Genomic DNA, 12,820 nt, shown 5'->3' with positions numbered 1-12,820 from the left:
CGCCGGGTAGCGAACGGGCCTCTGGCCTTTGTTAGATCAGCCGTCCCGGTTGCGTCCAAAGACATACGCCCAGGGTTGGTTGGGAAAATTTCCCAAGCTGGACCTCAGACCCGGCTTGCAATTGGCACCAATCGGCGGTGCTGTTAGGCTTACCGACACGCCGCGGAGTGATCGTATGCGCCTCGTGCTTCAACTCGTCGCCCGCCTGTTCATCGTCGTCACCCTGTGCCTTGGAGCGGCCACCATCTGGGCGACGATCGACGCCCATCGCAGCGTCGATCGCGCCACGGCTGCTTCCGCCGAACGCGTCTCGGTGGCGCTGGAAGCGCTGTACTGGCGCGAATTGATGCTGCGCAGCAGCAGAATGCGCGAGCAGCTGGTACCGGTGCCGGAATGGCGCACCATTCAAACGATGAGCCTGATTTCGCCGGGCATCTGCGTTCGGATCGAGCCCGCCGGCGCATTCGAGGGGCCGCTCTGCGGCCAGAGCAAGGGGATCGGCCAAACTCCGCCGCTCTGGTTCGCGGCCGCCGTGCACACCCTACTCGGCAGTCACGCGCCGGTCGTCCGGCCGATCAGCACGCGCGCCGCCAATGCAGGCAGCGTCTCGGCCACGCCCGATCCGGCTGCCGCCATCGCGCTGGCCTGGCAGCACGTTCTCGACAACATCAACCTCGCCTTGCTGATGGCGGTGGCCATCGCGCTTCTCGCGTCGCTGGCGATCGCGCATACGCTGGCACCCGCACAGCAGATCGTCACCGCCCTGCAGCGCATGGCCCGCGGCCAATACCGGCCGTCACTGCCGCGCTTCCGGTCGATGGAACTTGCCATGATCGGACAGGCCGTCGGCGATCTCGGTGACCGCCTTGCGCAGTCCATGGAGGAACGCGCCGCGCTGACCCGGCGCCTGCTCGAAATCCGCAGCGACGAAAGGCGCGCGCTCGCCCGCGAACTGCACGACGAGTTCGGGCAGAACCTGACCGCGATCCTCGCTTTCGCCAACACGATCGAGGCGGCCGGCACACAGACGCAGCACCAGAAACAGGGTGAGATTGCCGAGGACGCGCGGATGATCTCGCAGGCCACCCATCGCATCATGGCCAGCCTGCGGGATGCGCTGAACCGCCTGCGCCATCCGCCCGCCGAGGAACTCGGGCTGGAGGCCTGCCTTGTCGATCTCGTCGATAGCTGGCGGTCGCGGACTTCGGCGCAGCCGATGATCCAGCTCGACCTCAAGGGCGATCTCGCCGACGTCCGCGGCACGGTGGCCGCGACCGCCTATCGCGTCGCCCAGGAGTGCCTGACCAACTCGCTGCGGCACAGCTCGGCGCGCGAGATCGTGCTCCGGATCGAGCGGCGCACGGGCGCGGAAAACGCGCTGCTGGTCCATGTCGAGGACGATGGCGGCGGCGATGCGGCCAAAGTGGCGGCGTCCACCGGCTTCGGGTTGACGGGCATTCGCGAACGGATCACCGCGCTGGGCGGCTCGCTGTCGATCGCGGATGCCAATCGCGGGGTGCGCGTGGCCGCCACGATCCCGCTTGCAGCCTGATGACCGCGCCACAGACGCAAGGTATTTCGATCCTGCTCGTCGACGACCATCCCGTGGTCCGGCAGGGCTATCGGCGCGTCCTCGAACATCAGGACGATTTCCATGTGGTGGCCGAGGCCGACAACGCGGCCGACGCCTACCGCGCCTTCAAGGCGCACGCGCCCGCGGTCGTGGTGATGGACATCCTGATGCCGGGCGCGAGCGGCCTCGAAGCTGTCAGGAACATCCGCTCGCGCAGTTCCAGCACCCGCATTCTCGTCTTCAGCATGCATAGCGAGGCAGCGCAGGTGAAGGCGGCCTTCAATGCCGGGGCGAACGGCTATGTGACCAAAGGCTCCGCCCCTGCCGAGTTGATCCGGGCGATCCGCGCGATACTCCGCGGCGAGCAGGCGATGAGCGACGACATCGCCCGCGTGCTGGCGCTGGAAAGCCTCTCCCCTTCGGGATCGGCGCTCGACCAGCTCGGCGAGCGGGAAATCGAGATTTTGCGACAACTGGCAGCCGGTGCGACCACGGAGCAGATCGCCGCAAATCTCAACCTCAGCATGAAGACCGTGCAGAACTACCACTATTTGATCAAGACCAAGACCGGCATGCGCACGGATGCCCAGCTTGTCAGGCTTGCGGTCGAATGCGGGCTGGCCAGCCTGTAGCAGCGGTAGGCTGTTTTTTGGTCCGACCGGGGCGGTTTTCCCGCTCTCGCAGCCCCGTACGGGTGGCCTCGCCCGGCACGATTTGCTAAAGCGCAGCGTAAAAACAAATCGGCCGGGAGCCGCCATGCGCGCCCCGCCCACCTGCCCGGAGTCGTCGATGATCCCCCGCTATACCCGCCCGGAAATGGCCTCCATCTGGGAGCCCCAGACCCGTTTCAAGATCTGGTTCGAGATCGAGGCGCATGCGGCGGATGCGCAGGCGGAACTTGGCGTCATCCCGAAGGAAGCCGCCAAGACGATCTGGGCCAAGGCCAGGAATGCCACCTTCGACGTGGCGCGGATCGACGAGATCGAGCGCGAGACCAAGCACGACGTCATCGCCTTCCTCACTCACCTGGCCGAAATCGTCGGTCCCGAGGCGCGCTTCGTCCATCAGGGCATGACCTCCTCCGACGTGCTCGACACCTGCCTCAACGTGCAGCTTACCCGCGCCGCCGACATTTTGATCTCTGATCTCGACAAGGTTCTGGCCGCGCTGAAGAAGCGCGCCTTCGAGCACAAGATGACGCCGACCATCGGCCGCTCCCACGGCATTCACGCCGAGCCGGTGACGTTCGGGCTCAAGCTCGCTTATGCCTATGCGGAATTCTCCCGCGCCCGCGTGCGGCTGGTTGCCGCCCGCAAGGAAGTCGCCACCTGTGCGATCTCGGGCGCCGTCGGCACCTTTGCCCAGATCGACCCGCGCGTCGAAGAGCACGTTGCGAAAGCGATGGGGCTGGTGCCCGAGCCGGTCTCCACGCAAGTGATCCCGCGCGACCGCCATGCGATGTATTTTGCAACGCTCGGCGTGATCGCCTCCTCCGTCGAGCGGCTGGCGATCGAAATCCGCCATCTGCAGCGCACCGAGGTGCTGGAGGCGGAAGAGTTCTTCTCCGAGGGCCAGAAGGGCTCGTCGGCAATGCCGCACAAGCGCAACCCGGTGCTGTCGGAAAACCTCACCGGCCTGTCGCGCATGGTGCGCGCCTATGCGATGCCGGCGATGGAAAACGTCGCCCTCTGGCACGAGCGCGACATCTCGCACTCTTCCGCCGAACGCATGATCGGGCCGGATGCGACCGTGACGCTCGATTTTGCGCTGATGCGCCTCGCCGGGCTGATCGAGAACCTGTTGATCTATCCCGCCAACATGCAGAAGAACCTCGACCGCCTCGGTGGCCTCGTGCACTCGCAGCGGCTCCTGATGGCGCTGACGCAAAAGGGCGCCAGCCGCGAGGACGCCTACAAATACGTCCAGCGCAACGCCATGCCGGTCTGGCGCGGCGAAGGCGACTTCCAGACGCTGCTGAAGAAAGACCCCGACGTGAAGAAGCACCTGAGCGATGCCGAAATCGAGGAACAGTTCGACCTCGGCTATCACTTCAAGCACGTCGACACGATCTTCAAGCGCGTGTTCGGCGAGAGCTGACGGGAAGCGTCGGCGAGGCCGTCATCGTCGTCGCCGACGAACGTTAAGCCGCATTCCCAATTGGGTGAAGTTCCAAACAATGCAGCCGCTTGGCAGGGCTACTCTCACACACTGGTCGAACCTTGCCTGGGGCGCCGGCTGGCCGCCCCGGCAGTTTTCCGGCCTTGCCAAGCCGATCTAAATGGCTCCAAATCGTCGTATTCGCCGTCGACAACCTGCACGCCCCTCGCCGGCACCCTCGAAGCAACCTAACGGTAACTGTAAAACGGCTAAGGTCGCAGCGTGTCACCCCCGCCCAAAATCCTCGTCTTCGACTCCGGCCTTGGCGGCCTCTCGGTGCTGCGCGAGATCGTGCGCGTCCGGCCCGAGGCACACTATGTCTATGTCGCTGACGACGCGTTCTTTCCCTACGGCCATCACAGCGAGGAAGAAATCATCGCCCGCGTGGTGCCGCTGGTCGGCGAACTGATCGCGCGCCACGCCCCCGTGCTGGTGGTGATCGCCTGCAACACCGCGTCCACGCTGGTCATGTCGCATCTGCGCAACGCCTATGGCGTGCCCTTTGTCGGCACCGTGCCTGCGATCAAGCCGGCCTGCGCCAGTTCGAAGACCAGGCGCGTGTCGGTGCTCGGCACCAAGGGCACCGTCAAGCGCGAATACACCAGGCGCCTGATCGACGATTTCGCGCAGGGCTGCGAAGTGACGCTGGTGGGATCGGCAGAGCTAGCCTCGCTCGCCGAATCCGCGCTCAGCGGCAATGACGTGCGCGACGAGGATATCGCCGCCGAACTCGCCCCCTGCTTTGTCGGAGATGGCGGTGTCCGCACCGACACCATCGTGCTGGCCTGCACCCACTATCCGCTGTTGCTCGACCGCCTGACACGGCTCGCGCCGTGGCCGGTCGAGTGGATCGATCCGGCCCCCGCCATCGCCCGGCGCGTATCCGAACTGCTCGGATCATCGGGCCGGCAAAGCGATGACGCCGGGGCCGAGATGATCTTCACCTCCCAGCGCCAACACAGGCTGAGCCAGGCACTGATGCCGTTCTTCGGCGGGCGCGTGCCGGCGTAAAGTCGCCTGCGGCGTGTATTCAAAAAGCCGGCCGAAAGTAGCCCAGCGGCCGCCACAACGGATGACCGCCCCGCTGGACCGTGCCGCTCGGTCAATCTATGGCGGATGCCATATTCAGACTGGCTGTGACCCTTGGCAGAATTTCGTGCATGCCATTCGAGCACACGACCACACTTGGGCAAATGCGGCAGTCCGGCGCTCGCCGACTGCATGTGTTCTGCGGCGACGACAAGTGCTCGCATTCGGTTGTGATAGACGCTGACTGCTGGCCCGGGAGCCTGCGGCTGTCCGATCTGGAGGCCCTATTCGTCTGCTCGGTTTGCGGCCATCGCGGCGCCGACGTACGGCGGGATTATCAGGGAGCAGAACCTCGGCTCGCCAGCATCGACCGGTGAGAACATCTGCCGAGACCTGGGGTTTTCGTAGAACTACGCGAACAATTTAGGAACGAACTCTCGCGCCGGCGTACCACGGCCGCCTCCGGTCCGTCTTCCCAGACCCCCGCCCGGAGGCAGGCCTGCCGTCCCCGGTGTTGAAGCACCACCAGGAGGCCGCGGCTTGGTTGGCCAGTGTGAGCGGGCTTCGCGATGAAGCTGCAGCCCATCGCCGTCGAGTCCAGGCTTTGTCTTTCGATGTTTTGTTCGAAGTGTGGGGCTTGGATTGCTTACGTCGCTTGCGGCATCCTAAAGCGTGATGACGTTTCTTCGAATCGTCATCCCGCTTTGAGCATGATCTCTTCGGAAAACCGCTACGCACTTTTCCGGATCATGCTCCAGTTCCGTTGCTGGAACTAACGCAACACGCTTACAGTAATCGGTCATGAAGATCTCTGGTACCTGCACCAGAGGAAAGCTAAGCGAGCAGGTCGGTAGCTGCCGGACCAACTTTATGAGCGTGGTTGGAAACTTGTCCTGCTGCTGTCGATGTCGACTGAGAGTTGTCCGGGGCGGCGCCGTAAAGAAGAGGCCGAAACAGGGACGGCCTTACTGCTCCTCTCATCGGCGCAGCTGCGCCAGTAACTCTGCCTCGAAATCCCGAAGATGAATTGCCGTTGGTTCACTAACGTACTCTTTGGCAAGCCGTCTACAGCGCGCCAACTTTTCATGGATTGCCAATTGCTCCCGCTCGCGATCCATAAACGTAAAATACGGCAAAGCGAGAAATGTTCAACACCAGTGCACTATGACCAAGCTTGCCGGATGCAACTGCGACATGCATAATCAGCCATCTTCATGTCTAGTTCAATCAAGTTAGAACTCGGGATTGGGATACAAAGTTCATTCTGAACGCGCGATATTTGAGAGTTCTCCGTGGATTGGACGCATCTCACAGCGCACCAAGACGCAAATTGATGGCAGCCTTCTCGCCTTCCCGTTGGGGAATGAGTTATCCGGTTCGGAGATTGCGGCGAGTAGCCCGGGCTGCCGGCGCCAGACAATTTAGACTTGGCGTTGGGATAGCAAGAGGACTACGGCACCGCGCTGGGCCGGCGAGGTCAAGCCAATGTTAGATGTGTCCGCGGACGAAGGAACATTCAGGCGCTGCATCCGGCTGGTGATCGCAGATCGACAACCGATCGTTCTGCAGGGGTTGAAGTCGGTATTCGCAGCACAGCACGACTTCAAGATTGTTGCGTCGTGCAGCCGCGGAACAAGCTGCCTCGATGCCATCAGGAATTTGGCCCCCGACTTCGCGCTCATTGCTAACACGTTGCCTGACCTGACGGCATCCGAGATCCTCGCCATTGCGAAAGCGGAGGATCTTCCCACTCGGCTGGTGTTCTTTGCCGAACCCGAAGGAGACGACGAGTTCACCGCGGCAATCGCGGCCGGCGCTTGCAGTGCAATTTCGAATTACGCAACCCCCGACACCATTCTGCGTTCCCTGAGGCTGATGACGGAGCGCCCCAGTTCGCGACCGAAACCGTCCCCAGACCTCGCGCCAAACGGGAAGGAAATAGACGGCGCCAAAATCGAAAAAATGCTGAGGGTGCTCACGCACCGCGAGAGCGAAATCATACGGCTAGTGGCCGAAGGCTTGTCGAACAAGGAGATTGCACGCAAGCTGAACCTTTCCCCAGGCACAGTCAAAGTACACCTCTACAACATATTTCATAAGCTTGAGATCAGTAACAGGACTGTGCTCGCCACGATCGCGTTGTTGCAACGATCCACCGGCTTGGGCACGCTCTCAATCGCCGCCTTGGCATTCGCAATTTCGAGCGACCTCAAGGCCTCGGACGCGAACAACAGCTTCGTGGATGACGAAAGCACTGCCTACAAGGATCTTGAGGACTCTATCATTGAGCTCTGGAGGAAAGCGATCCTCCGGCATGTCATCGTTGCAGATCCCGGCGAGACGGTCGCGCTCACCCAGAGAGACTCCCCAATCAAGGCGAACCAGGTCACGCACCCGGCGGCGAGAATGGAAGAGCTGCACGCGGCTGAGCAGGCCGCCCTCTCCAATATCGGGAGAAGCTACGGCCCGATCGGATCCGGTACGCCCTATCTTTCCATTTCGCCGCTGCTGCAAGCCATTAACCAGACCGGCAGCCCCACGGCGCAGCAGCAGCTCCCGCCGCTGGAGTTTGCCTCGAATCCGATAAAGGGTCGTGGAGGCTATGGCGCCTTCAGCATGACAGCTGCCGGCGTGGGGATCTACACGCTCGACAACTCCCATGCCGCCGTGCAGGTGCTCGACCCCGGCCAACCGCTGATCGACACATCCACGGTCGCCACCATGGATGGCACCACACAAGTGGCGACGATCACCATTCGTGGTGCCGGCCATGTAGATCCCAACGACGTCGACAACCTGGCTTCGGGGCCAGTTGGCCACGACTCCGGTCTGCCGCTCGCGTCTGGACACGACAGCGTCACAGGAGAAGGTAACGCGGGCCAGATAGTCCATGGCACCGCGGGTGACGACACCCTCAACGGCACCGGATTGGTGGATGTTGTCTACGGAGGCTCAGGGAACGATACGATCAAGGGTACCGGTGGAGACGACACGATCTACGGAGGATCCGGCAGCGACTCCATCAACGGCAGCAACGGCAACGATACCATCGTCGACGGACATGACGGCGACCAGCTGACGGGCAGCAAGGATGATGACATCTTTGTCTATCTTTCAGCGATCGATTCCAACTCTACCCGGTTCGACACCATCATCGATTTCACATCGGGGGACGACAAGATCAACCTGGCGGCCTTCGGCGCGCTGGCGTTCCTGCACTTGACGTCATCAAGCAAGTCCGTGCCGCCGCATACCCTCGCCTGGATCTACAATCCGGCGAGCAATGAAACGATCGTCTATGTGAATCCGACGGATCGCAGCCTCGATATCGGCGACCCGGCCCTGCTGGAAATCCATTTGCAGGGTGTTGTGTCCGTTGCCGAGTTGGATTTCGTCTACGAGCACGAAGCTGCGGTTGGCGCGGCGGTTTTGGAAGGGATCGATCCTGCGCTGCTGGTGGCGACTGCGAGCGATGGGACCGTTCTCACGGCGGACACCGCACTGGCTACGATTGACGCGGCCGCGAGCGAGAACGCGCCGGTAACGGGTGGTGTCTGGACCATTCCTGCCGACGACGGCTTGAGGTTCCATTTCGGGCAAGACCGGATCGGCTCCAACATTTCGAGCAGGCTCATCAATTTCGGGGACCATCCAACGCATGCAACCGAGGAGAGCGCCGATGGTGCGGTTACTGTGCCGGTGCACGTATCATCAATCGAGCTTACTCATAGTCACGCGACGGTCCTGACCGAGGAGAATTTCACCTTCAAGACGGAGCCGGCCTACACGTACACGGGGGTTATGGAAACCGGGAATGGCAAGGCGCCCGCAATCGCCGGGTTTGAAATTCTCGAGCTCGGGATACAAAGCGCCGCCCCGGTCGCAGTCGCAGACCCGGTCGAACCTGACGTCGTACCGGGTAATAGCGGCGGCCATGGCAACGCGTCGCACCCTTCACACTCGGCCTCTGCAAAGGCATTGGTGGCCGACGAATTAGACGAGCCGGCCGTCACACCGGGCAACGGCGGCGGCCACAACAAGTCGCACGCTTCACACGCGGCATCCGCAAGCACCATGGAAGCGGCCGAGCCGGTCGAACCTGACGTCGCACCGGGCAATGGCGGCGGCCATGGCAACGCGTCGCACCCTTCACACTCGGCCTCTGCAAAGGCATTGGCGGCCGACGAATTAGACGAGCCGGCCGTCACACCGGGCAACGGCGGCGGCCACAACAAGTCGCACGCTTCACACGCGGCATCCGCAAGCACCATGGAAGCGGCCGCGCCCGTCGAACCTGACGTCGTACCGGGTAATAGTGGCGGCCATGGCAACGCGTCGCACCCTTCACACTCGGCCTCTGCAAAGGCAGCGGCGGCCGACGAATTAGACGAGCCGGCCGTCACACCGGGCAACGGCGGCGGCCACAACAAGTCGCACGCTTCACACGCGGCATCCGCAAGCACCATGGAAGCGGCCGAGCCGGTCGAACCTGACGTCGCACCGGGCAATGGCGGCGGCCATGGCAACGCGTCGCACCCTTCACACTCGGCCTCTGCAAAGGCATTGGCGGCCGACGAATTAGCCGAACCGGCCGTCACACCGGGTAACGGCGTCGGCCACAACAAGTCGCACGCTTCACACGCGGCATCCGCAAGCACCATGGAGGCGGCCGAGCCCGTCGAACCTGCCGTCACACCAGGCAATGGCGGCGGCCATGGCAACGCGTCGCACCCTTCGCACTCGGCCTCTGCAAAGGCAGCGGCGGCCGGCGAACCAACCGAACCGGGCGTCACACCGGGCGACGGCGGCGGCCACAACAAGTCGCACGCTTCACACGCGGCATCCGCAAGCACCATGGAAGCGGCCGAGCCGGTCGAACCTGGCGTCGCACCGGGCAATAGTGGCGGCCATGGCAACTCGCCTTCACACTCGGCCTCTGCGAACGCATCAACGGCCACCCCCCAGCCGGCAGAACCCGCGTACGGGGTCGGCGGCGCTGGCTACGAACAGGCATTCCACTTCAAAGATCAGCCTCCCCCTTCCACCCCCACGTCCGTTGAGCTGGAAGAGCTTAACGATACGCCCGTTCGCCTCGTTCACGGCGCCGAGCTGGCGGCAATCCTTGAGATGAACTCAGCTACCATGGAGGAACACGCGACCAGCCACGACAATAACGGTCAGCACCATTCCATGGCACATTTGCCCCACGAACTGCTCACGTGAAAAGTGTTGGCAGCGGAGTCCCCAACGATCGCAGCGAGCTGCCCCAGGGGGCTTGGCTCCCCACTGGGCTGAGGGCCCTGCTCAAAATCGTGATGCGCGGACGAAGGCGCGGCACGGCTGCAGCAGAGCCGTGTCGACGCCTGTACGCAGGATGCAATTTCCTATGTAGTCCCGAGGCCGGCCTTGGCGCATTGCTCGTCCTGGTCGCCGGTGACGCCGCTCACGCCCACGCCGCCAGTGACTTTGCCGTCGACCATGATCGGCAATCCACCGGGCGAGGCGAAGATGCCGGGAAGTGTGGCCGTGGCCGGCCCGCCCTTATTGATCGCCTCCATGAAGACGCGCGTCGGGCGCCGATAGGTGGCCGCAGCCTTCGCCTTGCCGACGGCGATGTCCATGCTGGCCGTCTGCGTGTTGTCCATGCGTTCGAAGTACACGAGGAATCCGTGATTATCGACCACGGCGACGGCAACGTTCCATCCGTTCTTCTGGCATTCGGCGACGACGCCGGCTACGATCTTCTTCGCGCCCGCGGCATTGACCGCTGTGCCGTAATCAGGGCGCTTGTCTTGAGCAGATGCGCCGACGGTAAGGGCGGCAAGTGCGGCAGCGACCAGTAGTGTCCTCATCTTTGTCTCCTCCCCTGGGTTTATTGTGCAAGGGAGTATACCGGGACGGGACGTCCCTGTCCGGTCGATGATGTCGCAAAGCCGCCTGGTTATCAGGGCTATCGCATCTGCGGTCATTGTAGTGGTTCGGTGTGTCCACGAACTCGTCATGCCCGGGCTTGTCCAGGCTTGTCCCGGGCATCCACGTCTTGGTCTCCCCGCGCGAAAAGACGTGGATGGCCGGGACAGGCCCGGCCATGACGATGCGGAAACTTGAGCGATTCGAGGTCTGCGCCGTCATATGCGATACCCCTGCCCTGTTCAGGGCCAGCCAAGCACTCGACATGCGTGTATGCTCAGCCCAATTGCCCGCCAGCCATCCGTCCGATCTCCGAAGACCGCTTCGAACTGCCTGACTTATCCAACGATGCCGCGCGCCGAATTTTTCAATGAATCATTTGATGAAGGAGTTTGCTGCCTTGACCCCCGCGACGCCAGCGCCGCTGAACCGTCTCCGCCAATTGTGGCGCGAGGGACGCCCGACCTTCGGCGCCATTGCAACCATCCCCTCGATCCAGAGCGTGCAGATCATGGGCCGTTCCGGCATCGACTGGATCATCATCGATCTCGAACACGGCCCGATCGATCTCGGCTCGGCGCATGCGATGATTACGGCCACTTCGGGCACGCCCTGCGTGCCGATGGTGCGGATCGCCGCCAACGAGCCCTGGCTTGCCAAGGCGCCGATGGACCTCGGCGCGCTCGGCATCAACTTTCCAATGATCTGCAGCCGCGAAGACGCCGAAAAGGCCGTGCGCAGCGTGCGCTACCCGCCTAGGGGCGACCGGCTATGGGGCCCGTTCCATGCGCCGTTCCGCTGGGGCGTGTCGATGGCCGATTACATGGCGACCGCCGATGATGACATCATCTGCATGATCACCATCGAGCATGTCGAGGCGGTCGAGCGCATCGACGAGATCATGGCGACACCGGGCATCGACCTCGCGGTGATCGGCCCCGGCGACCTCGCCACCTCCATCAACAAGCGCGGCCTGCCCGATGATCCCGAGGTGGTGGAACTGATGAAGCGGGCCGAAGAAGGCATCCTCAGGAGCGGCGTGCCGATCGGCGGCGTGGCGCGTACCGCCGAGCAGGCCAACCAAATGATCGACCGCGGCTATGTCGCGCTGGCGCTCGGCTTTGACTGGTCGCTGTTCCAGCGCGGCATCGCCGCGAGCTTTGAGGGAATCAAGCGATAGGTGGCAAGATGGCGCCAACCCCTTCAAACTCCTTGGAGTTTACCTCGCCCTGCGGGCTGTCCCGCGGGCTGACCACCCGGCGCGCGAACTCACTGGCGTCAAAACGCCTTGTTCGTGCTAGATGAGGGCCGGCAGGCTATAAGAGGCCCTTCTGCTATTTGATTTGTCTATGCGGAAACCCCGGCGGAGCGATGCGCGGAACGGTTCGAAAAATCACACTACCGCGCCGTCTGGTCGCCGACCTCATGCACGCCTCGATCGGCGTGCCCTTTGTTTCGCTGACGCGCCCGCTTCATGTCCGTACCCTGCACGAAGCCCGCGCGCATGCCACCCACCGGGCGGGCTGGGCCGCGATCTTCGTCAAGGCGTTCGCGCTGGTGGCCAAGGAAGAGCCGATCCTGCGCACCCTCTACGTCAAGTGGCCGATACCTGCCTTCTATGAGCTGCCGCGCAGCGTCGCGATGGTAGCGATCGCCCGGGTCGAGGACGGCCAGGATTGCGTCCTGCCGCAAAAGGTCGCTGCGCCCGACGAAATGCCGCTTGCCGAGGTCGAGGCGCTGATCCGGCACGCCAAGAAGGCCCCGATCGACGAGGTGCCGGCGTTCCGGAAGATCCTGCGCACCACCCGGCTGCCGCTGCCCCTGCGCCGCCTGTTCTGGGCGATCGGGCTGAATTTCGGCCGCCAGCGGGCCAATTATTTCGGCAGTTTTGGCGTGACCTCGGTGGCCGCCTATGGCGCCGGCCAGCTCCACGCCATCAGCCCGGGGCCCTTCGTGCTGAGCTATGGGGTGGAAAAGCCCGATCAGACCATCGATGTCGTGCTGCGCTGGGATCATCGGGTTACCGACGCCGCCCCGATGGCCAGGGCTCTGAACCGGCTGGAACAGGTGCTGAACGGTGAAATAGCCGCCGAATTTCGGGCCAGCCGGCTGCAAACCGAGCCCAAACCGGTCCGAGCGGTCGCAACCTGA

General features: G+C 63.3%; 8 protein-coding genes. 7 read left to right on the top strand and 1 reads right to left on the bottom strand.

Annotated elements, in window-relative coordinates; translation table 11 throughout:
- Window positions 1-175: 175 nt before the first annotated feature.
- The 5 genes from LMTR21_RS15440 to LMTR21_RS15415 all read left to right on the top strand — a co-directional run bounded on the left by LMTR21_RS15440 (window position 176) and on the right by LMTR21_RS15415 (window position 9,982).
- Window positions 176-1,552, top strand: coding sequence for a histidine kinase (locus LMTR21_RS15440; protein ID WP_065750315.1), 1,377 nt, complete (start codon window positions 176-178; stop codon window positions 1,550-1,552).
- Entirely contained in the window at window positions 1,552-2,205 is a 654-nt protein-coding gene (locus LMTR21_RS15435; protein ID WP_065750314.1) for a response regulator, read from the top strand. The genes LMTR21_RS15440 and LMTR21_RS15435 overlap by 1 nt, the downstream gene beginning before the upstream one ends.
- 157 nt (window positions 2,206-2,362) lie before the next feature.
- The gene (purB, locus tag LMTR21_RS15430) at window positions 2,363-3,670 is read left to right on the top strand and encodes an adenylosuccinate lyase (RefSeq protein WP_065750403.1); all 1,308 of its coding nucleotides are present in this window, start codon (window positions 2,363-2,365) and stop codon (window positions 3,668-3,670) included.
- A gap of 282 nt (window positions 3,671-3,952) precedes the next feature.
- Window positions 3,953-4,741 carry a glutamate racemase gene (murI, locus tag LMTR21_RS15425; RefSeq protein ID WP_065750313.1) on the top strand — a complete coding sequence of 263 codons (789 nt, stop codon included), beginning with the start codon at window positions 3,953-3,955 and terminating at the stop codon, window positions 4,739-4,741.
- Window positions 4,742-6,244: 1,503 nt separating this feature from the next.
- Complete coding sequence (locus LMTR21_RS15415; RefSeq protein ID WP_148635970.1) at window positions 6,245-9,982, top strand: LuxR C-terminal-related transcriptional regulator; 3,738 nt, start codon at window positions 6,245-6,247, stop codon at window positions 9,980-9,982.
- Window positions 9,983-10,143: 161 nt separating this feature from the next.
- Here the strand turns inward: LMTR21_RS15415 and LMTR21_RS15410 are convergent, their stop codons facing one another.
- Window positions 10,144-10,611, bottom strand: coding sequence for a GlcG/HbpS family heme-binding protein (locus LMTR21_RS15410; protein ID WP_065750311.1), 468 nt, complete (start codon window positions 10,609-10,611; stop codon window positions 10,144-10,146).
- A gap of 458 nt (window positions 10,612-11,069) precedes the next feature.
- Here LMTR21_RS15410 and LMTR21_RS15405 point away from each other — a divergent pair, with 458 nt between their 5' ends.
- Both LMTR21_RS15405 and LMTR21_RS15400 read left to right on the top strand, forming a co-directional pair.
- Window positions 11,070-11,849 (top strand): HpcH/HpaI aldolase family protein, encoded by a 780-nt coding sequence (locus LMTR21_RS15405; protein WP_246175554.1) that lies wholly within the window; start codon window positions 11,070-11,072, stop codon window positions 11,847-11,849.
- A 191-nt stretch (window positions 11,850-12,040) separates the two neighbouring features.
- Window positions 12,041-12,820 carry an acyltransferase gene (locus LMTR21_RS15400; protein WP_065750310.1) on the top strand — a complete coding sequence of 260 codons (780 nt, stop codon included), beginning with the start codon at window positions 12,041-12,043 and terminating at the stop codon, window positions 12,818-12,820.

It is taken from the genome of Bradyrhizobium paxllaeri (assembly GCF_001693515.2).
Lineage (GTDB): Bacteria > Pseudomonadota > Alphaproteobacteria > Rhizobiales > Xanthobacteraceae > Bradyrhizobium > Bradyrhizobium paxllaeri.
This window is presented reverse-complemented; position numbering and strand designations above follow the sequence as displayed.

Excerpts from the sequence above, each read along its gene's own strand:
- purB (WP_065750403.1), top strand. The coding sequence starts at position 2,363 with ATGATCCCCCGCTATACCCGCCCGGAAATGGCCTCCATCTGGGAGCCC.
- LMTR21_RS15435 (WP_065750314.1), top strand. The coding sequence starts at position 1,552 with ATGACCGCGCCACAGACGCAAGGTATTTCGATCCTGCTCGTCGACGAC.
- LMTR21_RS15410 (WP_065750311.1), bottom strand. The coding sequence starts at position 10,611 with ATGAGGACACTACTGGTCGCTGCCGCACTTGCCGCCCTTACCGTCGGC.
- LMTR21_RS15415 (WP_148635970.1), top strand. The coding sequence starts at position 6,245 with ATGTTAGATGTGTCCGCGGACGAAGGAACATTCAGGCGCTGCATCCGG.
- LMTR21_RS15440 (WP_065750315.1), top strand. The coding sequence starts at position 176 with ATGCGCCTCGTGCTTCAACTCGTCGCCCGCCTGTTCATCGTCGTCACC.
- LMTR21_RS15400 (WP_065750310.1), top strand. The coding sequence starts at position 12,041 with ATGCGCGGAACGGTTCGAAAAATCACACTACCGCGCCGTCTGGTCGCC.